At 40.4% G+C, this 20,120-nt stretch carries 20 protein-coding genes; 14 read left to right on the top strand and 6 right to left on the bottom strand.

The annotated features are described in order from the left end of the window. Window positions 1–23 precede the first annotated feature (23 nt). A complete protein-coding gene (locus L6E24_RS08035; RefSeq protein ID WP_257741474.1) occupies window positions 24–1,163 on the bottom strand; it encodes an iron ABC transporter substrate-binding protein in 1,140 nt (379 codons plus the stop codon). 302 nt (window positions 1,164–1,465) lie between these two features. Here L6E24_RS08035 and L6E24_RS08040 point away from each other — a divergent pair, with 302 nt between their 5' ends. Further along, window positions 1,466–1,696, top strand: coding sequence for a hypothetical protein (locus L6E24_RS08040; RefSeq protein WP_257741475.1), 231 nt, complete (start codon window positions 1,466–1,468; stop codon window positions 1,694–1,696). A 92-nt stretch (window positions 1,697–1,788) separates the two neighbouring features. On the opposite strand, the gene tsaA is transcribed toward L6E24_RS08040, so the two are convergent. Further along, window positions 1,789–2,223 carry a tRNA (N6-threonylcarbamoyladenosine(37)-N6)-methyltransferase TrmO gene (gene tsaA, locus L6E24_RS08045; RefSeq protein ID WP_257741476.1) on the bottom strand — a complete coding sequence of 145 codons (435 nt, stop codon included), beginning with the start codon at window positions 2,221–2,223 and terminating at the stop codon, window positions 1,789–1,791. A gap of 98 nt (window positions 2,224–2,321) precedes the next feature. Continuing rightward, the gene (locus L6E24_RS08050) at window positions 2,322–2,939 is read right to left on the bottom strand and encodes an FmdE family protein (RefSeq protein WP_257741477.1); all 618 of its coding nucleotides are present in this window, start codon (window positions 2,937–2,939) and stop codon (window positions 2,322–2,324) included. 1,135 nt (window positions 2,940–4,074) lie between these two features. On the opposite strand from L6E24_RS08050, the gene L6E24_RS08055 reads away from it, so the two are divergent. From L6E24_RS08055 to L6E24_RS08065, 3 genes are read left to right on the top strand one after another with little or no spacing between them, the layout of a single operon-like run. Further along, complete coding sequence (locus tag L6E24_RS08055; protein ID WP_257741478.1) at window positions 4,075–4,767, top strand: glycosyltransferase; 693 nt, start codon at window positions 4,075–4,077, stop codon at window positions 4,765–4,767. A 13-nt stretch (window positions 4,768–4,780) separates the two neighbouring features. Beyond that, window positions 4,781–5,479 carry a class I SAM-dependent methyltransferase gene (locus tag L6E24_RS08060; RefSeq protein WP_257741479.1) on the top strand — a complete coding sequence of 233 codons (699 nt, stop codon included), beginning with the start codon at window positions 4,781–4,783 and terminating at the stop codon, window positions 5,477–5,479. A gap of 31 nt (window positions 5,480–5,510) precedes the next feature. Continuing rightward, complete coding sequence (locus L6E24_RS08065; protein ID WP_257741480.1) at window positions 5,511–6,470, top strand: lysylphosphatidylglycerol synthase transmembrane domain-containing protein; 960 nt, start codon at window positions 5,511–5,513, stop codon at window positions 6,468–6,470. Window positions 6,471–6,902: 432 nt separating this feature from the next. Here L6E24_RS08065 and L6E24_RS08070 read toward each other — a convergent pair whose 3' ends face one another. After that, window positions 6,903–8,426: a glycosyltransferase family 39 protein gene (locus L6E24_RS08070; RefSeq protein WP_257741481.1), complete on the bottom strand. Its 1,524-nt coding sequence runs from the start codon at window positions 8,424–8,426 to the stop codon at window positions 6,903–6,905. A 44-nt stretch (window positions 8,427–8,470) separates the two neighbouring features. Beyond that, window positions 8,471–8,848, bottom strand: a complete 378-nt coding sequence (locus L6E24_RS08075; protein WP_257741482.1) for a cupin domain-containing protein — start codon at window positions 8,846–8,848, stop codon at window positions 8,471–8,473. 74 nt (window positions 8,849–8,922) lie between these two features. Here L6E24_RS08075 and L6E24_RS08080 point away from each other — a divergent pair, with 74 nt between their 5' ends. Together L6E24_RS08080 and L6E24_RS08085 are read left to right on the top strand one after the other, a co-directional pair. Next, a complete protein-coding gene (locus L6E24_RS08080; protein ID WP_257741483.1) occupies window positions 8,923–9,408 on the top strand; it encodes a peptidylprolyl isomerase in 486 nt (161 codons plus the stop codon). 105 nt (window positions 9,409–9,513) lie between these two features. Beyond that, window positions 9,514–11,043, top strand: coding sequence for a DNA-directed DNA polymerase II small subunit (locus tag L6E24_RS08085; RefSeq protein ID WP_373020855.1), 1,530 nt, complete (start codon window positions 9,514–9,516; stop codon window positions 11,041–11,043). A 418-nt stretch (window positions 11,044–11,461) separates the two neighbouring features. Here L6E24_RS08085 and L6E24_RS08090 read toward each other — a convergent pair whose 3' ends face one another. Further along, a complete protein-coding gene (locus tag L6E24_RS08090) occupies window positions 11,462–12,619 on the bottom strand; it encodes a transposase (RefSeq protein WP_257741484.1) in 1,158 nt (385 codons plus the stop codon). Window positions 12,620–13,063: 444 nt separating this feature from the next. Between L6E24_RS08090 and L6E24_RS08095 the strand changes: the two genes are divergently transcribed. The 8 genes from L6E24_RS08095 to aroA all read left to right on the top strand — a co-directional run bounded on the left by L6E24_RS08095 (window position 13,064) and on the right by aroA (window position 20,097). Next, entirely contained in the window at window positions 13,064–13,567 is a 504-nt protein-coding gene (locus L6E24_RS08095) for an LEA/WHy family protein (RefSeq protein ID WP_257741485.1), read from the top strand. After that, window positions 13,568–14,179, top strand: coding sequence for a hypothetical protein (locus tag L6E24_RS08100; protein WP_257741486.1), 612 nt, complete (start codon window positions 13,568–13,570; stop codon window positions 14,177–14,179). Between the two features lie 378 nt (window positions 14,180–14,557). Continuing rightward, the gene (locus L6E24_RS08105; RefSeq protein WP_257741487.1) at window positions 14,558–15,355 is read left to right on the top strand and encodes a 2-amino-3,7-dideoxy-D-threo-hept-6-ulosonate synthase; all 798 of its coding nucleotides are present in this window, start codon (window positions 14,558–14,560) and stop codon (window positions 15,353–15,355) included. A gap of 4 nt (window positions 15,356–15,359) precedes the next feature. After that, complete coding sequence (locus tag L6E24_RS08110) at window positions 15,360–16,142, top strand: 2-amino-3,7-dideoxy-D-threo-hept-6-ulosonate synthase (protein ID WP_257741488.1); 783 nt, start codon at window positions 15,360–15,362, stop codon at window positions 16,140–16,142. Window positions 16,143–16,153: 11 nt separating this feature from the next. Next, a complete protein-coding gene (locus tag L6E24_RS08115; protein WP_257741489.1) occupies window positions 16,154–17,140 on the top strand; it encodes a 3-dehydroquinate synthase II in 987 nt (328 codons plus the stop codon). A 13-nt stretch (window positions 17,141–17,153) separates the two neighbouring features. Then, a complete protein-coding gene (locus L6E24_RS08120; protein ID WP_257741490.1) occupies window positions 17,154–17,993 on the top strand; it encodes a prephenate dehydrogenase/arogenate dehydrogenase family protein in 840 nt (279 codons plus the stop codon). Next, window positions 17,990–18,817, top strand: coding sequence for a prephenate dehydratase (locus L6E24_RS08125; RefSeq protein WP_257741491.1), 828 nt, complete (start codon window positions 17,990–17,992; stop codon window positions 18,815–18,817). The genes L6E24_RS08120 and L6E24_RS08125 overlap by 4 nt, the downstream gene beginning before the upstream one ends. Further along, window positions 18,793–20,097, top strand: coding sequence for a 3-phosphoshikimate 1-carboxyvinyltransferase (aroA, locus tag L6E24_RS08130; protein ID WP_257741492.1), 1,305 nt, complete (start codon window positions 18,793–18,795; stop codon window positions 20,095–20,097). The genes L6E24_RS08125 and aroA overlap by 25 nt, the downstream gene beginning before the upstream one ends. Window positions 20,098–20,120 lie beyond the last annotated feature (23 nt).

Here is a 20,120-nt window from a genome sequence, read left to right on the forward strand (position 1 = left end):
AAAAATAGATTTATATCCGGAAATTACTCTATATCCAGTTTTTTAAAGACTTTATTGTCAAATTCACCATCCATCTCATCAAAGACCGGTTCTCCTATGAGATAGGTATAGATCTCATCTGCCTTTGCCTCAGGATCTATGTCGCTGAATGTCTCAGGGTAGAGAATTTTTCCTGTGTAGTAGGCATCTGCAATCTCACTTCCATGGTTTATGGAGTACCAGTTGTATGGTAACACGCCGTACACTTCTCCGGATTTAACCGCACTTAACTGCTGGTAGGAAGGGTCGTCTTTCAACTCAGTTATTGCATTTGGATCGGTCTGGAGGGTTGAGAGGTCAACAAAGATAATTTCAGGGTCCCATTCAACGATCTTCTCCTTAGCAACATCTGCATGCTCTGTTCCCATCTCTCCTGCAACGTTGAGTGCATTTATGAATAGGAATGGTGGGTATGCAGGTTCTGTCGACTGGAAGCCATGAGGTCCGCGATATGCTATGCCGCCAACATAGGCTGTTTTTTTGTCTTCATCCGGAATATTTTCAGTTCTTTTATTGAGATCATCAGTTGTCTCATCAAAGAATGTTATTAGATCTTCCGCTCTCTCTCTCTGTCCTGTAACTTCACCCATAATCCTCAGGGTTTTGTCCATATCGTCCCTGTAAACTCCAAGTGTTCCGTAGTTGAGGGCAACAACAGGTATTCCTGTCTTTGATGACAGCTCATCTGCATCGCTTGCAGAGGTCACAAATGTTTTAAAGATGACCTGGGGGTCTGCTGCAACAATCTTTTCAGGGTCGTCATTGCCCCTGAATTCTCCGATTAGAGGATATTCTTTAAACTGAGGGTTTGCAAGTGAGTACGGCCTTGCATCAAACATTGTCTCCTTTATTTCAATGTCATCCACACCGACAATTTTATCCTGTGCCTGAAGGTATGTAAGGTATCTCAGGCATCCTGGTCCTGAGCATACTATCCTGTCAGGATTTTTTGGAACGCTTACTTCTCTTCCGAGTGAATCTGTAATGGTAATGGTATCACTTTCTGCTGTTCCAACTGTATTTTGTGTGTTTTCTGAAGCATTGCCGGTGCATCCACAGGTAAATGTAAGCAGAAGGCATGCAAGAACTGCCAGTGCTGTAGCCGGTTTTAATAATTTTTTCATAAATAACACGTACCTTAATAGTAATAGATCTTAATCGATGTAGTTAATAAGAATTTCTAAAAATGTATGAATTGTTAGGATAAATTTTTAATATTTATTAATTTGATTATAATTAATACAGATTACTTAATAATCGTGCTGCATTTGTTGTTTTACGGGAATTTTGGTTTTTTATTGTAAACCTAAATTTTGTGCCTGGAACAAAACCTTAATGTATTTTTGCGCATATGAGTAATATATACAAACGAGGTGAAAGAAAAATGCCAGGATTTGACAGAATGGGGCCCCAGGGAAGAGGGCCAATGACAGGAAGAGGAATGGGACAGTGCCGGTCTGAAAATATTCAGGGAGCGTCCGCTCAGGCTGACACAGAAGGAAAAACAGATAATATTGGTGTTATCGGAACTCCTGGCAATGCTGCTCCGGCAGGAGGCGTTGTTTACGGTGTTGGCCGCGGTGGTGTTCCACGTGGTTGCGGAATGGGATTTTGCGGCGGACGTGGAGGAAGAGGCAGGGGAAGAGGAAGATTCTGAAGAGGATCTCCTTTTTTTCTGAAAAATAAGTCTATTTTAATATCGTATTTATTTTCATATGATTCAGATTCCTTAATCTGATTCATATGATATTATTTTATATTCAGTCCTTTTGCTTCCCTGATACAGTCTATGGAGGGGACGTAGGGCTTTATGTCTATTACCGGAGTGTTATTGAGAGCGTCAAGTCCTGAAACTTTGATTATACCGTCTTTTACTGATATTATCCGCGCTATATCAAAACCAACTGGGTTTGGCCTGTGGGGTGACCTTATGGTGAATACAGGTTTTGATTTTTTTGCTCCCGGAGGTGTGCCTGACATGATCTCTCTGTCAGCCTTATCAAACCAGAGGAGGACTATAAGGTGTGTGGTGCCTTCAAATGTTCCAAGACCTTCCCGGAATTTTTCATAAATCTCAATCTCCATCTCTTCGTCCGGTTTTAATGCGCCCTGCCTTGGCGCATCTCCGGGGTTTTTGTACGGCGATTTTACAATCCCTATGGGGTAAACTTCATATTTATCCATATTTTATCTCTCTGATTAAGGAATTTCAAATCCGGAAGTTCGTATTTCCGGCTGCTTATATTATTAATTCTTACTGCGGATCCTGATTTTCACTGTAGTTATCTGTTTATTCCGAGGTATTCGTCATAGCAGGGGATACATACTATTTTTCCATCCTGAACTCTGGCCCTTGATTCGGATACTGTCTCACCGCATGAACTGCATTTAACTGAGCTGAATATTCTTGCCCTCTCCGGGATTTCCGGTTTAATATGTTTAATTTCAAATATTTCCTCTGCGGGTGATGTGAGGTAGATGTCAATCAGTTTCAGTCTTGCTCTGTCAAATGCTGCGGTTTCGGCGGGAGTTGCATTTCCGGCAAAGACATTTGCCCGTGCTTTCATCGCTTCGGGATCGATCTTATCCATTGATGACGTATCTTTCAGGACGATTCTTACTGCATCGCTGCTGTCTCTTAAGATAAATGTATAGACCTGTTTGCCGTAATCCCTGAATATGAGATTTCCCTTTCCCATTGTGCATCCGGTGACGAACTGCACTCCGTCAACGCTGCATGCGTCATTTTCTGCAATGCAGACGAGTTCTTCGTCTTCTGCTCTGTCAGAAAGGAGTTCTTTCATTGCGATCTCTGAGGCGCGGTAGCCTATTGCAAGGCCGGGGCAGTTGTGACCGTGGAATTTTATTGCATCTTCGTATGGTTTTATTGTGATTTCCATAACAGATAATTTGGGTTTTTATTACTAAATATGATGTTTGTTTTAAGATTTAATAAATCAAATAACTAAAAAAATGTAAACTACTCATTTTTGACCCTTCTATTTGTAAGTAAAGATTTCATATTGAGATCATCTGGTTCCTTACGAATGTCATCTGTCATATTCATATGGCAGACTTTAATTTCTTCCCCAAAGTCAATATCAGTTCTCCCCACTCTCTTAAGTTTCCTTCATATTTCATCAGTTAAGTAAAATTTAATTCTAAAATTCTCCTGTTTATCCCCTAAACTTAGTTACTATTTGCCATAAGCTCAGTAATTTATTACAGACTAAAGATCAAATCAACTTTTAAGTCTTGTAGTTCAGGCTCATTTCAGTAGAGAACCTTCAAAAAGAATGAAAATAGAAGTAATGTGATCGATTTGATATAGTAGAGAGATATGCAAAGCTATTGCTGCCCCCCGAAATAGTTCATATTGTAGCTTATAACTGCCCTTTCGCGGATCTGAGATCCAAAATCCTGGATTGGTACAAAAATCCCGATTTGCCACACATTTTACCCAAAAAACATCTCGGATTTCCAGAGGTGAGAAGTAAAACCGGAATATCATTTTACTCAATCATGAATAATAATTCCATCTATAATCTGATAAATATGGCCTTAATGTATAAATTAATTCCAGATATGAGGATTTAAGGTTCAATTTGATCATTTGCCTTTTGATATGGGCGAAAGCGGTGTTATAATTTAGATTTAGAGAAATGAAGTGTGTGTAATTCTCATCAAATGGTCTGAAATATATCCTGATAGAATCGTGTCCCAAATTTCAAACCATGGTTCATTAATCCTGTGACATCTCTTTTCTTTCATTATATTTGTGAGAATTCTTTTTGAATAGGATTCATATGTCATCAGTTAAGGTTTATCTTATCCGATGACATATGTAATATACTCTTTAATAAAGATGGTCAATCAGTTTATTATTTGATTTTTTTCTCTTTTAACCATGTAATGCTGAAATATTTATGATTGTATTCGGTTGCTTCCAAATAGGATATATAGTTTCCAAAATAATATATTACTTATTCCATGTCTGGCTTCAGTATTAAAACAGGCCCAGCTTTAGATAAAGATGTGGCTATTGTTGTGCCCTGCTATAATGAAAGTGAAAATATTCCAAGAATAACCAAAAAAATTTTCGAATTAAAGAGAGAAGGAGTTCTTATTGGGATTGATTTTGTTTTTGTAAATGACGGAAGCAAAGATGACAGTCTTGATCTGATTAAAAATTACTCTTCAGAATATGAATGGTTCAGATTCTGCAACCATGAGGTAAACCGGGGTTTTGCCCATGCGCTTAAAACCGGAAGAGAGTATGCAATAAGAGATGGTTATAATATAATTGGACAGATTGACTGTGATCTGACTCATCCCCTTGAAATGATTGGTGGTATGAAAGATGAACTTGCCCTGTGCGATATGGTGATTGCAAGCCGATATGTAGGTGATGGGGGAATGAAAAATGTACCATTACAGAGAGTATTGTTAAGTCGCACTGCACAGATATTTTTCAGGACTGTTTTCAGGATAAGAACAAAGGATGCAACAAGTGGATTCAGACTTTGCAGAAAGGAGATATTTGAGAAGATAGATCTTGAAATAGATACTTTTGCAGTACAGCTTGAACTGACAATAAAAGCTGAGAGAAATAAATTTAGAATTTCTGAAGTTCCTTTTGTCCTAGTAAACAGAAGGTTCGGATCTTCGAAATTTAATTTAAATCAGTTTCTTGTTTATATCAGTTCAGTAATTAAATTAATATTCTGATCAGGAGTTAAATATGTCTGAAGAAGTATGGGAAAATGTCTGGAATCGTGAACATATCAGAAGCGATTATAGTCTGAAATATATTGATTTCATAAAAGAATTTGAGTCTTCACTTCCGGAAAAACTGAATATAATTGAGGTAGGGTGCGGTACCGGACAGACTCTTGAAGTATTTTCTGATAATAATGTAACTACTGGCATTGATATCTCTAAAAACGCCTTAAAGCAGTCAAAAGGGAGATGTAACAGTCAAATACTTGGAGATATGTTTTATATCCCTTTTAAGGACTGTTCTTTTGATCTTGTTTATAATTCAGGTGTTATTGAACATTTCCCGGATCCTCAGAATTCTGCCGCTGTTCGTGAAATGGGGAGGATTACAAAGAAAGGGGGTTATGTCATGATTATTGTTCCGAATTCATATTGTATCTGGTACAGAGCATGGAAATCTCTTGCTTACAGGGTCCAAAAATTTGAATTCGGGTATGAAGAAGATTATTCTGTCAAAAGGCTGACCAGCCTTATAAAAGATTCATGTGATGATCTTGAAATTGAAAGAATATTTGGTCTTCAGGCACTTTTCCCGCTTGCTACCAATAAGAGTGAGATTCTTCCTGAGAATTTCAGAAAAAAATTAGGTCGAATAGAGGATTTCCTTCCTAAAAAAGAGTACTATGGTTATGCTGTTGGTGTAATAGCAAGGAAAAACTAAAGCCTGTTATTTAATATAAAAAGGAAGACAGATGAAAAAAATAAAATATCTGCTCACAATTATCGGCATAATCTTATTTTTGTATATACTGCTGAATGTGAATGTACCATACCTTTTAAAGATATTATCTAATATTGATACTTATTTCCTGACAATTGCATTAATTATATATTTTGTCTGTCTTTTTTTTAAGATATTAAAATGGAAGTGGATAACAAATATAATCGCTCCTCAATTTTCATTTTTTTCTGCTTCTGTCTCTTATCTGACGGGATTTGCCTTCTCTACAGTTACTCCTGCTAAAATGGGTGATATATTAAGAATATTTTATGTTAAACAAGAAGGAGTCGAGTATGGAGATGCTCTTTCAGCACTTGTTATGGATAGAATAATTGACATTCTGATGCTTTTTATTATTGGAATTACAGCCTTAATTTCATTTTCTCAGTTTTATGGAATACAAATTATTCCTATTGAGGTAGTTGCATCTGTTTTACTTATAATAATACTCTTTGTCCTGATGATCTCAAGTAGGAAGTCTTTAAGATTACTATTAATTCCTGTATATAACTTATTAATTCCGGAAAAATGGAAGAATTGTGCTCTTGAGCAATTTAGTCATTATTTTAATGGTATTAACCGGCTCATCTCCTCCCCTGGTAAAATGTCAAAAGCAATAGGTTCAGGGCTTGTTTCGTGGATTTTGCCGTTTTTTTACTCATATTTTCTGGCTTTATCAATAGGTGTGGAACTCCCTTTTATCTTTTTTGTAGTTGTTATACCGATTATAGCAGTAATTGAACTTCTGCCGCTTAGTGTTTCAGGAATCGGAACAAGAGATCTGGCCTTAATATTCTTCTTTGGATTGTATAATATTCCGGCAGAGGCAGCAGTTGCATTTTCTATATTATATCTTTTCATATGCTTCTGGATGCTTGGAATTATTGGTGTGGTTGTCTGGTTGAGATATCCTGCTGATATTGATTACTAATAATAAATTGGAAACAATTGGATATATCAAGCGGGATTTCTTCAAAGTTTCCACCTTTAATTCATTTGTTTATATTAACATGAAGTTGCTCCTGTGCCCTTATTCGACGAGAAGTTCATGGTAAAACAAATAAAAGCCCTTTTATGTTTGGTGTGGGTGAAATTTGATCCGTCGAATTACTAATTCAGCCACAAATGGACTCGCTGTTTAATTGCTCCGGAATATAGAAAAAACTCTATGAATTCAGCATTTGGCTAAAATAATCTATTATAATCATGCAAAAAAACAAGTTATTTGTTGGAACCTCTGGTAACTAACCACAGGATTTAGCTAGGAGCTGCATTTACCTGAATTCCACCCATTAAGTTATGAGTGGGTGGAAATCCATGATATAAGTTTCAGATATTCGTAGTGGTGTGGGTTGTTAATATATTATGGGTTGGATTTAAGTAGGTAAATACCCATATGTTGCCCTAAAACATTTCCATTATCTTGTAACCACTTTAACGTACCTCCACTAGGGTCCGCAGCCATAATATCTCCGGTCATTATGTAATACTTTGTTTTCTCCGGATATTTTTTATTAATATCCATAAGTGTTTCATGTGATGATGCTAATAGTTCAATAGTTCGGTCCGAGCTGTTTGAATAGTAATAGTTTAATGGCTGCACCATATATCCTGGTATTACAACAATAATATCTCCATTTTCAGTTATACCATTAAGGTTTTCTGAAAAACCTTTCCAGTCATTTTTTGAATATCCTGTATAGTATGTAGCCATAAATGGTATGTTTATCAAAATCAAAAAGGCCATAAATACATAAATAAATTTATTGTTTTTAATAATATTTTTTAAGGGTACATAACTTAATCCTATTCCAATATAAAAAACAGGAAGCAGGTATATAAGATATCTGGGATTCGTCGGAATTTTTGCAGATATTATCACACTAAATATCAGAGGGACAATTATCAGTCCTAAGATAAGAATGGAGTAACTTAAATTTTCTCTCATTAAATATAACGTCCCTATCAAAAAAAGAAGAATAAACATTACTGCAATATACCAGTTATAACCTGAGAAGTATTCGAATGACGCACTGATTAATGAAATGCCTAATATTCCACTTGTGGGTGCTTTTTCGGATAGTGCAAGATATCTCTGATAAAGAACAAATATCAATGGAAGAGATATTATTAAAAATGATAGCAAGCCTATAAGAAAAATCTTACATGAAGATTTATTATTTCTAAATTCTTTATAATTTGTAATAATAGCGTGAATCATCAAAATTCCGGTGCCTATAATTACATAGTAATGTGACCAGAGAGCCAATGCAGATGTAAGACCAAAAATTATCCACCATTTAACATTTTTTTCTTTAAGTGCATATAAATAGCACAATAGTGATAATGAAAAAAAGAAGAGAGTCATTGTATATGAGCGTGCATCCTGCGAATAAAATATGGCAAATGGAGATATTGTTATAAGCAGGGCGCTAATTATTCCTACTTCTCTGTTTTTGATCTCACATCCAATAAGGTAAAATATTGGTATTGCCAAAATACCAAAAACTGCTGGCCAGAATCTGAGGATAAATTCAGTTTCACCAAAATTCAACATAAGATGTTCTATCCAATAAAAGAGAGGGGGGTGGAATTCAGAGATAATTGATGACTCAAAAATTTCAAAGAGACTTCTTCTGGCATAATTAAGTGTTGTTGCTTCATCCAGCCATAATGAATTAAAGCTTAGATTATATAACCTAAGTATAATTCCGATAATGATAAGTCCAGTTAGTATCTGAACGAAGCGATTATATCTGATTCCATTTATAATATTTTTTGCGTTTAGGTCTCTATAGCTATTTATACTGTATTTCTCTTCTATAAATACAGTATTATCATTCTTTACTTCTTCACCTTTCTTTTTCCTGCCTGATTTCTTCCCCATTTATATCAACAATATCTTTGATCTATTTAATAAAAAGACATTTGCTATGCATTTTCAGAGATCTCTTCATCGGCCTCACTCCATTCCGGATCGGCAATTGCAAGGAAAATCAGATCAGAATCTCCGGAATTTTCAATATACTGAACAGCTCCCGGCGGGATATAGACTGCCTGTCCGGGATATACCTCAGCCTCCTCCCCGTCAATATGCATAATTCCCTTCCCTGAAAGAATGTAATAGACCTCGCTTGACTCCTTAAGCCTGTGCGGAACTGTTTTTTCATATGCAGGCACAACTGCATGTGCGATACTGTATCCTGCTTTCAGATCAAAGTCCTCATTTTTCCGGTGTAAAAGCTCGCACAATATACATCCGTCTGCGGAACGGAAGTATTTCTGATCCTTAATGTCCTTTATTAACACTGAAGAGATTTTGTTTCCTGAACTGATCAATTTTTGTTTTGTAAGTTCAAATATTAAGGCAGGAGTTAATATTTATGTCAAAGAAAGTAAAATTTGAGACAAACCTCGGCGACATCATCATAACACTCTATGATGACATGCCAATTACAGCCGGAAATTTTGAGAAGCTTGTGTCTGAAGGATTTTATGACGGAATTATATTTCACAGGGTCATAAGCGGATTCATGATTCAGGCAGGATGTCCGAGGGGCACAGGAACCGGAGGTCCGGGTTACGAAATCAAAGATGAGTTTGTAAAAGGGCACTCCAATGTAAAAGGTACCCTTTCAATGGCAAACACAGGGCGGCCTAATACTGGTGGAAGCCAGTTCTTCATCAATCTTGTAAACAATAACTTCCTTGACTGGGATAACACTTCAACACCTTCCAAACATCCGGTATTCGGAGAGGTCTCAGAGGGTATGGATGTAGTAAATAAAATTGCCAAACTTCCGACTGACAGAGGCGACAAGCCAAAGAAAGAGGCTAAAATAATCAAGGCAACTCTTATTGAAGAATAATAAGAGTTTTTAAAGTTTAATATTTTTTGCACTTTGTGGTTATATCTGTTCTAATGGATAATCCACTATTGTGCTTTTATTATTGCTGCAAAGACTGCTCCGGCAATGGTATCTCAGATAAAATCAGACTATTATAAAGATATGAACAGCATCACCACAGCAATTATTACGAGATTCCTGGAGGCAGGGCTTCAGGTACATCCTGAGGTGGTTGTGTATCTCCAGCAGTCGGGTGATGTCACATTAATTGATAAGATAATATCAAATGTACCTGAGAAGGCACCTGTTGCACTTCCCTGCCATATCCCCGGATATAGTCAGGATGGATTTGAACCTCCAAGGCCCCGTCTTAAGGACTCCGGAAGCACAGATAATCTGCCTCCGGTAAAGGCAGAGAGGGATGGTACACGCTTTACAACTCCGGGTGATGTTGATGTTGTCAGGGGTATGGGTGTTGAGGAGAAGGGGGGAGTTGACTATACCGATTTTACATATTATTTCAGAAACCGGTATGATAAACTATCCAGATTCCTCCGTGGAAGGGGTGATCCTATGCCAATATCTGCCCTTACTCAGACTTCCAGATATCAGCAGCAGGAGGTCGCTGTCATCGGGATGGTGGTGGAACTGAGGAATACTGCCAAGGGTCACAGAATGGCAGTCATTGAAGATCCGACTGACAAAATCAATGTCCTCTTCAATAATAAGAGAGATGTCTTTGAAGAGGCTGAGAAGCTCATTCCTGATGAGGTTATACTGGTTAAGGGAAAGCTTTCAAGTGACGGCAATCTCTTCTTTGCTGATACAATGCACAGACCTGATATTCCGCTTAACAACGCACCTTTTAAGAGTGAAACTCCCGGAAAGGCTGTTTTGATATCTGATGTCCACGTAGGAAGTGATACATTTCTTGAAGAGGAATGGGAACGGTTTTCAGACTGGCTCTATGAGTTTGATGCCCGTTATCTTCTGATTGCAGGTGATGTTGTTGATGGTATAGGAATTTATCCCGGACAGGAGAAGGAACTCACCATCAAAAGTATTGACGGGCAGTATGAGGCATTCGGAAAGATGCTCAAGAAACTTCCGAAGGATATTCAGATAATTCTCTCCCCTGGAAACCACGATGCAATCAGGGGTTCAGAACCTCAGCCCGGTCTTCCTGAGCGGTTTTCAAGGCACTTCTCCGAGAATGTCATACTCGTTAAAAATCCGGCCTTTGTCAGACTTCAGGGTGTGGGTGTACTTATGTACCACGGCAGAAGTTATGATGACTTAATCTCCATGATTCCTGGTGCATCATACACAAAACCGGCGGATATGATGGTAGAGATGCTTAAGCGCCGTCATCTTGCATGCACTTATGGTATGAGAACACCGATTCTTGCAGCAAAAGAGGATGAACTGGTTATTGATCCCATACCTGAGATTCTGCATACCGGACATGTGCATATCTGCGGTGCTGTAAACTATCGCGGAGTATTATGTATAAATACGGGCACATGGCAGTCACAGACTTCGTTTCAGAAGCAGATGAATATCCAGCCAACTCCTGCAAGGGCGGTCGTTGTGGATCTCCAGACGCTTGAGCCTAAGATATATGATTTCACAGGCAATATCCCTGTGATGGAATGAATCAAAATCGGGCATCCGTTCGGGTTATCTGCTGATATAAAGATTATATCCCGTTATTTCAATGAATTGTTGAAATTTTTCATCTCCAGTACTTTAAATTAAGTGCTCGATTAATATTTAAAATTGATGAATATTGTTTTAAAAATGTCTTACTGTATACCCCTAAATTGAATATTATATCCAAATGTCCTGCATTTCAAATTTGAGGGATAAAAATGTATTTTGTAAACCGATTTTGGTTAACACCATTTTATCCCACTTGAACCACAACACACTGCTTCATATTTCATGAATAAATGTCTGAATAAATGAGTTTGAATCGAAATTATACCGTTTCCAGTAAAGATATTGTAAAATTTAAAATAGCTACCGCTAAACCTGGCCATCTGCATACTCAATTCATGAAGATGTCTGAATATCAGCTTATGGCAATTTCATTAAGGCTCAATAAATGGAAATGCTCCCAAGCCTCTTTAATTAAGATAGTGATAAAATGGTGCAAGGGAAATCGATCTCTATAAATTACCTTTGGTCCCCTCTGAAGTTTTGCAAATCTCTTCCATTTGATTGAAACCCAATGGTTCTGTATTATAAAAGAGATTAAAAAATAATAAAACCTAACTACCGGATCCTTAGTGGATGTCCTTGCACCACTTTTATTAGCAAGGACATATGTGGACTCAATGGCAAATCTGTGTTTATACAATCTTCTAATCGATTTTGGAGATTTACATACCTTATAAACTACAAATGCTCGATGAAGTACACCATTTTTGCCTTTCTTTCCCATTTGATAGACAATACAGTCAACTATTTCTATCTCCAATGGGAACTTTGATTTTGAATTTAGGGTGTGTTTAAAGGATTTTGATTTTTTACCTTTTAGATTCTTTTTGAGTTCCTCACCATGTTGCTTCACCGGCATGAGGTGTGGGACATCTGATTCTTTTAGGTAGCTAAAGATTTTACCTGTGTAGAACTCCCTGTCTAACATTAAACATTTTATTTTCAGACCTAAACTCCGAATTAACTCAACACATGTTTTTATTCCATCTAAATTATTATCATTATCTTTCCAGGGAATAACAAGAAAGGTGAGGTGCTTATCCTGGTCCACAATCGATAAAGTCATGTAAGCAAAGAACTTGGTTGTCGATGCTTTCTTCTTGTTGCGTATAATATTAGGATCTTCTTCTTCGTCTTTAACCCCATAATATGGCTTGAGGGTTTTATCAATAGCAAAATTGTAAGCCCTGCCTTCTATAATTATGCCTTCCCCTGCCAATAAAAGTATTTTAGAGGAATCTGATTCTAATTTCTCCATGTCAATATTATGTAAATATTTCAGACAGGTTGTATGGGATGGCAAACCATCTGTCATTTTTACAAGTCCTGAAATCGAATTTTTAGAACATGCCGCTGCTATTGTTCCTCTTACAATTGTTTTTGAATCATAATATCTGCCATCTGGAAAGGAGATATGATCCTCAATAATATCACAGATCAATTCAAGTTTTCCAAGCTTCAGTCCTGTATCTGACTGGATTTTGCTGTTTTTTTGACCAAATATTGCCACAAGGATGATGTTTTGGAGGCAATATATATCTATTGATTGGCAATTGGTACATCAAAAAAACAAGATCATATTGAACATTTGTCTGATTCAGATTGTGCAAACATTCCACGGCACGCAGCAGAGGTTTTGACACAATATAATATTGAGAAGTACTTAACTATTTGAGTTTAGGCAGAAAACTCCGGGGTCTTATGTGATGAAATTTGCGGAATCTTTAAAGTACTGATCTCCGGAAACTATCGCAAACCCTCTTTTTAATTGCGGGCAAAAGTGCTCATAAACCATATGTGGGTTTATTGATTGGCCATTCTTTTTTCAGGATGAAGATCTCTCCTCAGGAAAACAACCTGTTCGAATGGTTATTCTGATTCATCTTTATGTGGCAGAAATATCTGAATTATGCAGATATAATTTAATACAGGCAAAACAGTATTTCAGGTTATAATGAATGAGAAAAATCTGAAGATCATTCTTGCCGCATTTCCGGTTGTGATAATTATTATTGCTGTAATTATTCCGCTCTACACAACCGGCTGGGACTTTGAAAAGGCGCTTTACGGCACAGATCCGACTGCCGTTATAGAGTCATTTGAGATGAAGGGGCAGGATATGACTGGTGGCTACTTTACTCCGCAGAACTATACTCTGTCTGATGACGGCGGGAGTCTTACTCTCACCGGGATTATGAAAAATCCTTACTCTGAAGATATAACAATAACAAAACTTGGCTACAGCATAATAATCGGGGGTGATCCGGCAGAACTGAAACTTACCCGCAGTGTGGTAATTCCCGCGTCCGGCACAGGTGAGGTCGTCCTCTCTGCCCCGGTAAGTGAGAGCCAGTTAAGTTCCCTTACCTCTGGTGAAAAAGTTGCCTATGGTGACAGTCCGCTTTCAGATATGGCAATTGATATGTCAGGAATAAAAGTTGTATCGGAGGGTAAGTAAATGCCGGATAAATTCACAAATTCTGTAACTCAGGGGACGAAGTCTGCACAGAATGATGATGAAGATTGCGGATTTAACTATCCGGGTATCATTGCCGGAATTCTGATGATAATTCTGCCTTTTACCGGTAAGTGGTGGCAGCTGACATTTGGGGATGGTGCCCTTTATATCGCTGCATCTCCGTTTGGACTTACAGTTTACTCATTTGGAGAAGCGATTATATCTCCGCTGATAACCTCTCTGACTATGGCGCTTACGGGGATTATAATAGTATTCGGAATAATTCTCATTGTGGGATCGGTATTTGCCAATATGCCGGAGAAGAGGAATATATCTGTAATTCTTATAAATTCCGGCTCTCTGAAGGCAGTTTTTGTGGTACTGGTCTTCTTTGTTGCAGTCATAACCGCAGGAATAATCTTCTCGCAGTACTTCTCCTTATATGGTTTTTCCGGAAGTTTTCCCATTCTGTCAGGATATTCTGCTATGGCAATGAATTCGGGTGGATTTTCGGTGATAATTCCTGTAAAATCTGAACTGTCTCCAGCACTTCTCTTTGCTGTTGCAGTGGCAGTTGCAGGTCTTGCAACCCGTTATTACGGGAAAAAGTAATTTTTTGGCCTCCGGCCACTCTTTTTTTCTGCCCGGTATTTCGCAACAGAGTAGATTTTATATATTATGCTGTCTTTTATTTGTGGTAATGTGTGGTGAATGTTTTTTCGCCGGTGAATGTTTTTATCGTTAACAGCCACCGCTCTATCCTCCGCACAGAAGTTGCTTTCTGTTTCTTGAAATCGCAACCATTAGCAGCATTGGCTTTTGTCTTTACTTTTACATTTTATTATTATTTTAGCTGGTGCTGCGGCTTTTTGTATGTCTTCTGAATAAAATGACATCCGAAAAGCCGCCTTACAGCTTGGCGTTTTAAAATAATTTTATGGCTTTTCGGATGTCCCTTAATTTATATGTAAGTTCATGGAATGATTAAACATGATGGGAAAAGAAATCCGGCTTGAAAGGATAATGAAGAGAGAGTCCGGCACTACCGTTATAGTGCCGATGGATCACGGTGTCTCATCCGGGCCTATTCCGGGTCTTATTGATCTTGAAAGGAGCGTTGATCTCATTGCACTTGGCGGTGCAAATGCTGTAATCGGTCATATGGGCCTTGCACTTCATGGCCACAGAAGAGGTGGCCCGGACATCGGCCTTATACTACACCTCTCTGCAAGTACAGATTTAGGTCCTGATCCTAATAACAAGGTGATGGTAAATACCGTTCAGAATGCCCTTAAAATGGGTGCGGACGGAGTATCAATGCATGTAAATATCGGTGCTGAATCAGAGGCGAGAATGCTTTCTGATCTTGGAAGTACAGCAATTGAGTGTATAGAATGGGGCATGCCACTTCTTGCAATGATGTACCCGAGGGGCAAAAAAATAAATGCCGATAATATGACCAATTCGATAAAGATCGCCGCAAGGGTGGCCTCTGAACTTGGTGCTGATATCGTTAAAACGGTGTACACCGGAGATCCTGACTCATTCCGGGAGGTTACAGACGGATGCCATGTTCCGGTGGTCATCGCCGGCGGTTCAAAGATGGGTGATATCGAGACGTTAAGGCTCATTGAGGGTGCAATGGAAGGCGGGGCTGCGGGTGTATCAATCGGCAGGAATGCTTTTCAGCATGCACACCCGGACAGGTTTGTCCGTGCGGCTGCAATGATTGTACATGAGAAGAGAAGCGCCGAAGAGGCGATTGAAGTAATAAAGAAAGGGATCTGAGATTATGATTGGAAAAGAGATCAGGCTTGAGAGGATAATGAACAGGAATACGGGGAGAACAGTCATAATCCCTATGGATCACGGTTTTACACTCGGACAGATCGAAGGCCTCGGTGATATGCCTAAGATTATATCCGATGTATCTGATGGCGGTGCGAATGCCATAGTTCTTCACAAGGGAATGGTCAAGGCGGGGCACAGGAAGCACGGGCGTGACATCGGACTTATTGTTCATTTATCTGCAAGCACATCCTTAAATCCCGATCCCAATGACAAAGTGATGGTATGCACAGTTGAGGAAGCCATCGGCATAGGTGCGGATGCGGTATCCATTCATATCAACCTCGGTGCTCCTCATGAGTCAAAGATGATTGAGGAGGCCGGAAAGGTCTCAAGGGAATGCGCCCGCTGGGGAATTCCGCTTCTTGTTATGATCTATCCAAGAGGAGAAGGGGTTGATCCAACGTCCCTTCAGTCTGTCGGCCACTGCGTCAGGGTTGCCGAGGAACTTGGGGCAGATCTCATAAAGACCAATTACACAGGCGACCCTGAGACATTCAGAAAGATAACATCGTCATGCTCAGTGCCCGTACTTGTGGCCGGCGGTGAGAAGGCAGGGGATCTTGAGACTCTCAGAACTGTCAGGGAATCTGTCCTGGCCGGAGGTGCAGGTGTGTGCCTCGGCAGAAATTCATTCCAGAGGAAAAATCCGGCAGAATTCATAAGTGCACTCTGCAAAGTTGTTCACGATGAGGCAATGCCGGAAGAAGCGGTAAAAAATCTCTGAGGGTGACAAAAATGAAGGAATTCTGGGTTGATCTCAGCAAGTGGGATAAGGATCTGGCAACCGCTGCGATAGAGGGCGGAGCCACAGGAATCTTATGCAAAAAGGCAGAAGATGTCAGGAAACTTGGGCGAATAAAAACCATCTCATCTGATGGTGATCTGGTTCCTGGCAGAGATGTCTTTGAAATTCATATTAAGGATACAGAAACAGCAGAGAAGGCTGCTGAACTTTCAAAGAAGGGTTACACAATAGTCCATACCACGGACTGGACTGTAATTCCGCTTGAAAACCTTGTTGCCGGTTCTGACCGGATAATTGCCTCTGTTGAGGACGCTCCGGAGGTAAAGACAGCTCTTGGGATTCTTGAAAAAGGGGTTGCAGGTATTCTTCTGAAAAATCCAACCCATGAGAAGATAAGGGAGGTTTCCGCAATCACCACCGGAGGCGGGGGAAGTATTGGTCTTGAGGTATTCACAGTTACTTCAGTCACCGATGCCGGAATGGGTGACAGAGTCTGTGTGGATACATGTACTCTTATGAAAGAGGGCGAGGGTATGCTTATTGGAAATACATCGTCGGCATTTCTGCTTGTACATGCGGAAACTCTTGAAAATCCATATGTTGCGCCGAGGCCGTTCAGGGTCAATGCCGGAGCAGTGCATGCCTATGCTATGATGGAGAACAAAAAGACCTCATACCTCTCTGAAGTAAAGTCAGGCGACCGGGTTTTAATCGCAGACAGGGATGGCGGAATATCCGGTGCGACTGTCGGCCGGGTCAAGATAGAGAAGAGGCCGATGCTTCTTATTAAGGCAGAATCCGGTGGTAAAGAGCATACCATGATACTCCAGAATGCAGAGACCATCCGGCTTGTAAAAGAGGGCGGCACCCCCGTCTCTGTCATATCTGTAAAACCGGGCGACAAAATCCTCGGTCATATCGAAAAGGGCGGACGGCATTTCGGAATGGCTGTTGATGAGAGCATACTGGAGAAGTAATCCGGAATTTCAGATGAAAGTCGGAATCATTGGCGGCACGGGTGGTATGGGCCGCCTCTTTGCCCCTCTTTTTGAGAGAGCCGGTTTTTCTGTCATTGTTTCAGGCAGAAGTACGTCTATCTCAAACCGGGATATTGCAGAAGAATCTGATATTGTCATAATTTCGGTTCCGATTCATGAGACAATATCTGTTATAGAGGAGATCTCACCGTACTTAAGGGCAGATCAGATCCTCTGTGATTTTACATCGGTCAAGGAAGGACCTGTAAATGCCATGTTAAAGACTGAGGCAGAGGTTCTCGGCCTTCACCCGATGTTTGGTCCGTCTGTCTCTTCACTGTCGGGGCAGACAATAATCTCAGTTCCCGCAAGGTGCAGGCAGGAGAGTGCTGATATTCTGTATAATGTATTCAGAGATGAAGATGCCACAGTCATTGAGATGGATGCCGGAGAGCATGACCGGGTGATGGGTGTTGTACAGGGCCTTGTCCATTTCGCAACTATTTGTGTGGCTGATGCCATCCGGAATTCCGGTATTTCTCCCGAAGTTATAATTCCGGTTATGAGTCCGGTGTACAGGATTGAGATGGGTATTATAGGAAGGATACTCGGCCAGAGTCCTGAACTCTACGGCGATATTCTTATGATGAATTCAAAGTCTGCTGAGATGGCAGGGAAGTTTTCCGAGTCATCCGGTGAGATGCTCAAATACATCAGAGAAGTGGATTATGAATCCTTTAAGGAACTTTTTGAGAAGAACAGAGAGTTCTTCTCCGGGTATATCCCTCAGGCTACGAGGGATACAGATCTTGTAATTGACGCACTGGCAAAGTCCGGGAGGCCGGTTAAATGAAGATAGCAGCACTTGGCCCTGAAGGGACGTTCAGCCATGAATTAGCAGTTAAGATCTCCGGAGATTCTGAAGTAGTCCTCTTTCCGACAATAAAGAGAGTATTTGCTGAAGCGGAAAAAGGTGAATGCTTTGGTCTCGTTCCGGTTGAGAACAGCGATGCCGGTGGGGTTGGTGAGACTCTTGACGGACTTATGGATACGGGGTGCAGGATTGCTGCTGAGTATTATATGCCTATACGGCATAATCTGGCATCTGATGGCGTACCGGCAGGTGGGTGCAGAGTTCTTTATGCCCACCCGCAGTCACATGCACAGTGCAGCAGGTTTATCGAAGATCTTGGCATTCCCGTAATTCATACGGCAAGCAATGCAGACAGTGCACGGCTTGCCCTTCAAAACCCCGGTTCATGTGCAGTTACATCAGTATCTGCCGCAAAAAATTTTATGCTCGATATTATCCGGCCGGATATCCAGAATTCTGATAATAATATTACCAGATTTCTCCTGATCTCGCCTGATAAAGGAGAATATCCCGGCGGAATTTCTGAGGTCCGTAAAACGGTTTCTGCTTCCGGCAGAAGAAAATGCAGTATAATAATTGACCCGGAGACTGACAGGCCCGGACTTTTGTACAATATTCTGGGTGTTTTTGCAGGTGAAAAAATTAACCTGACAAGAATTGAGTCAAGGCCCTCTAAGAGGGGTATTGGGAGTTATGTCTTCTTCATAGACTTTGAAGCTGAATCAGGGGAGAAACTAATATCTTCACTGAAGAGAATTGCAACAGTGAAGGAACTTGGATGTTACGTAATGGAGGAGGTGTAAAAACGGGCTTAAAAATTAAAAAGGCGGGAGCTGTTGATATTGAACTCAGAGCGCCGCCGTCAAAGAGCTATACTCACAGGGCACTCATATGTGCGGCACTTGCTGAGGGAGAGTCATTTATCAGAAATCCTCTGGATTCAGAGGACATTGATGTAACTGTGAATGCCCTTATACGGCTTGGGGTATCGTGCAGAAAGACAAAAGAGGGTATTGCTGTTGATGGATGCGGAGGTGTGCTTCCGGATGTTGGTGAGGTGACAATTGACTGCAAAAATTCCGGTACAACACTAAGGCTGTTATCAACCCTCTCTCTTCTCTCACCCGGAAGAGTGACCCTTACAGGCACGAAGAGGATGAGGGAGAGGCCGGTAGGCGATCTTGCGGATGCGATAATACAGGCCGGAGGAGATGTTATCTTCACCGGAAATGAAGGCTTTCCCCCTCTGAGGATTTCAGGCACACTTTCCGGGGGCAGAGTCATCGTTGATGCTTCAAAGTCAAGCCAGTATGTATCCTCGCTTATGCTCTCAGGCCCTTATTCAGATTATCCAATGAATATTATGCCTAAAGGGAGCATTGCCTCAAAGCCTTATCTCAGGATTACAGCTGATGTCATGAGAGCATTTGGCATTATTCCCCGTGATGAGGGTGACGGGAGTATTCTGATCCCACAGGATGTATATTCTGTGTCAGATTATTCTGTCGAGGGGGATTACTCCTCTGCATCATATCTTTTTGCAGTTGCCGCAGTATGCGGCGGGCGTGTGAAAGTCAGTAACCTGAATCCTTATTCCATTCAGGGCGACAGGGCATTTTTAGGGATGCTCAGAGATATGGGCTGTGATATTGACCTGGATTCATATCCGGATTCTGTTGTGGCTGAATGCAGGAAGAGACTGAGTGGTATTGAGGTTAATATGTCCGGATCTCCGGATGTTATCCAGACGCTTGCTGCTGTGGCACTCTTTGCAGACGGTCCCACAACAATACACGGCATTAAGAATCTGAAGTATAAGGAGAGTGACAGAATCCGGGCAGTTATTAATATGGCTGAGGCATGTGGCGGGGCTGTTGAGGCAGGAGACGATACCATTGTTATATCTCCGGCTGAGTTCCGTGAATGCAGGATTGATCCTGCTGATGATCACAGAACAGCGATGTCTGCGGCAGTTATAGGTCTTGGTGCAGGAGGAGTTGAGATTGATTCCCCTGAATGCGTCTCGAAGTCATACCCGGAATTTTTCAGTGAGTTAAGGAGGGCTGGCTTATTGCACGAATAGTTCTTACAGGATTCAGGGGCAGC

Origin of the sequence: Methanoplanus endosymbiosus (assembly GCF_024662215.1) — an archaeon.
GTDB classification, from domain to species: Archaea; Halobacteriota; Methanomicrobia; order Methanomicrobiales; family Methanomicrobiaceae; genus Methanoplanus; species Methanoplanus endosymbiosus.

What these genes read in the sequence shown, in the direction of transcription:
- L6E24_RS08035 (WP_257741474.1), bottom strand. Translation starts at nt 1,163, where the DNA reads ATGAAAAAATTATTAAAACCGGCTACAGCACTGGCAGTTCTTGCATGC.
- L6E24_RS08040 (WP_257741475.1), top strand. Translation starts at nt 1,466, where the DNA reads ATGACAGGAAGAGGAATGGGACAGTGCCGGTCTGAAAATATTCAGGGA.
- tsaA (WP_257741476.1), bottom strand. Translation starts at nt 2,223, where the DNA reads ATGGATAAATATGAAGTTTACCCCATAGGGATTGTAAAATCGCCGTAC.
- L6E24_RS08050 (WP_257741477.1), bottom strand. Translation starts at nt 2,939, where the DNA reads ATGGAAATCACAATAAAACCATACGAAGATGCAATAAAATTCCACGGT.
- L6E24_RS08060 (WP_257741479.1), top strand. Translation starts at nt 4,781, where the DNA reads ATGTCTGAAGAAGTATGGGAAAATGTCTGGAATCGTGAACATATCAGA.
- L6E24_RS08065 (WP_257741480.1), top strand. Translation starts at nt 5,511, where the DNA reads ATGAAAAAAATAAAATATCTGCTCACAATTATCGGCATAATCTTATTT.
- L6E24_RS08070 (WP_257741481.1), bottom strand. Translation starts at nt 8,426, where the DNA reads ATGGGGAAGAAATCAGGCAGGAAAAAGAAAGGTGAAGAAGTAAAGAAT.
- L6E24_RS08080 (WP_257741483.1), top strand. Translation starts at nt 8,923, where the DNA reads ATGTCAAAGAAAGTAAAATTTGAGACAAACCTCGGCGACATCATCATA.
- L6E24_RS08085 (WP_373020855.1), top strand. Translation starts at nt 9,514, where the DNA reads ATGGTATCTCAGATAAAATCAGACTATTATAAAGATATGAACAGCATC.
- L6E24_RS08095 (WP_257741485.1), top strand. Translation starts at nt 13,064, where the DNA reads ATGAATGAGAAAAATCTGAAGATCATTCTTGCCGCATTTCCGGTTGTG.
- L6E24_RS08100 (WP_257741486.1), top strand. Translation starts at nt 13,568, where the DNA reads ATGCCGGATAAATTCACAAATTCTGTAACTCAGGGGACGAAGTCTGCA.
- L6E24_RS08105 (WP_257741487.1), top strand. Translation starts at nt 14,558, where the DNA reads ATGATGGGAAAAGAAATCCGGCTTGAAAGGATAATGAAGAGAGAGTCC.
- L6E24_RS08110 (WP_257741488.1), top strand. Translation starts at nt 15,360, where the DNA reads ATGATTGGAAAAGAGATCAGGCTTGAGAGGATAATGAACAGGAATACG.
- L6E24_RS08115 (WP_257741489.1), top strand. Translation starts at nt 16,154, where the DNA reads ATGAAGGAATTCTGGGTTGATCTCAGCAAGTGGGATAAGGATCTGGCA.
- L6E24_RS08120 (WP_257741490.1), top strand. Translation starts at nt 17,154, where the DNA reads ATGAAAGTCGGAATCATTGGCGGCACGGGTGGTATGGGCCGCCTCTTT.
- L6E24_RS08125 (WP_257741491.1), top strand. Translation starts at nt 17,990, where the DNA reads ATGAAGATAGCAGCACTTGGCCCTGAAGGGACGTTCAGCCATGAATTA.
- aroA (WP_257741492.1), top strand. Translation starts at nt 18,793, where the DNA reads ATGTTACGTAATGGAGGAGGTGTAAAAACGGGCTTAAAAATTAAAAAG.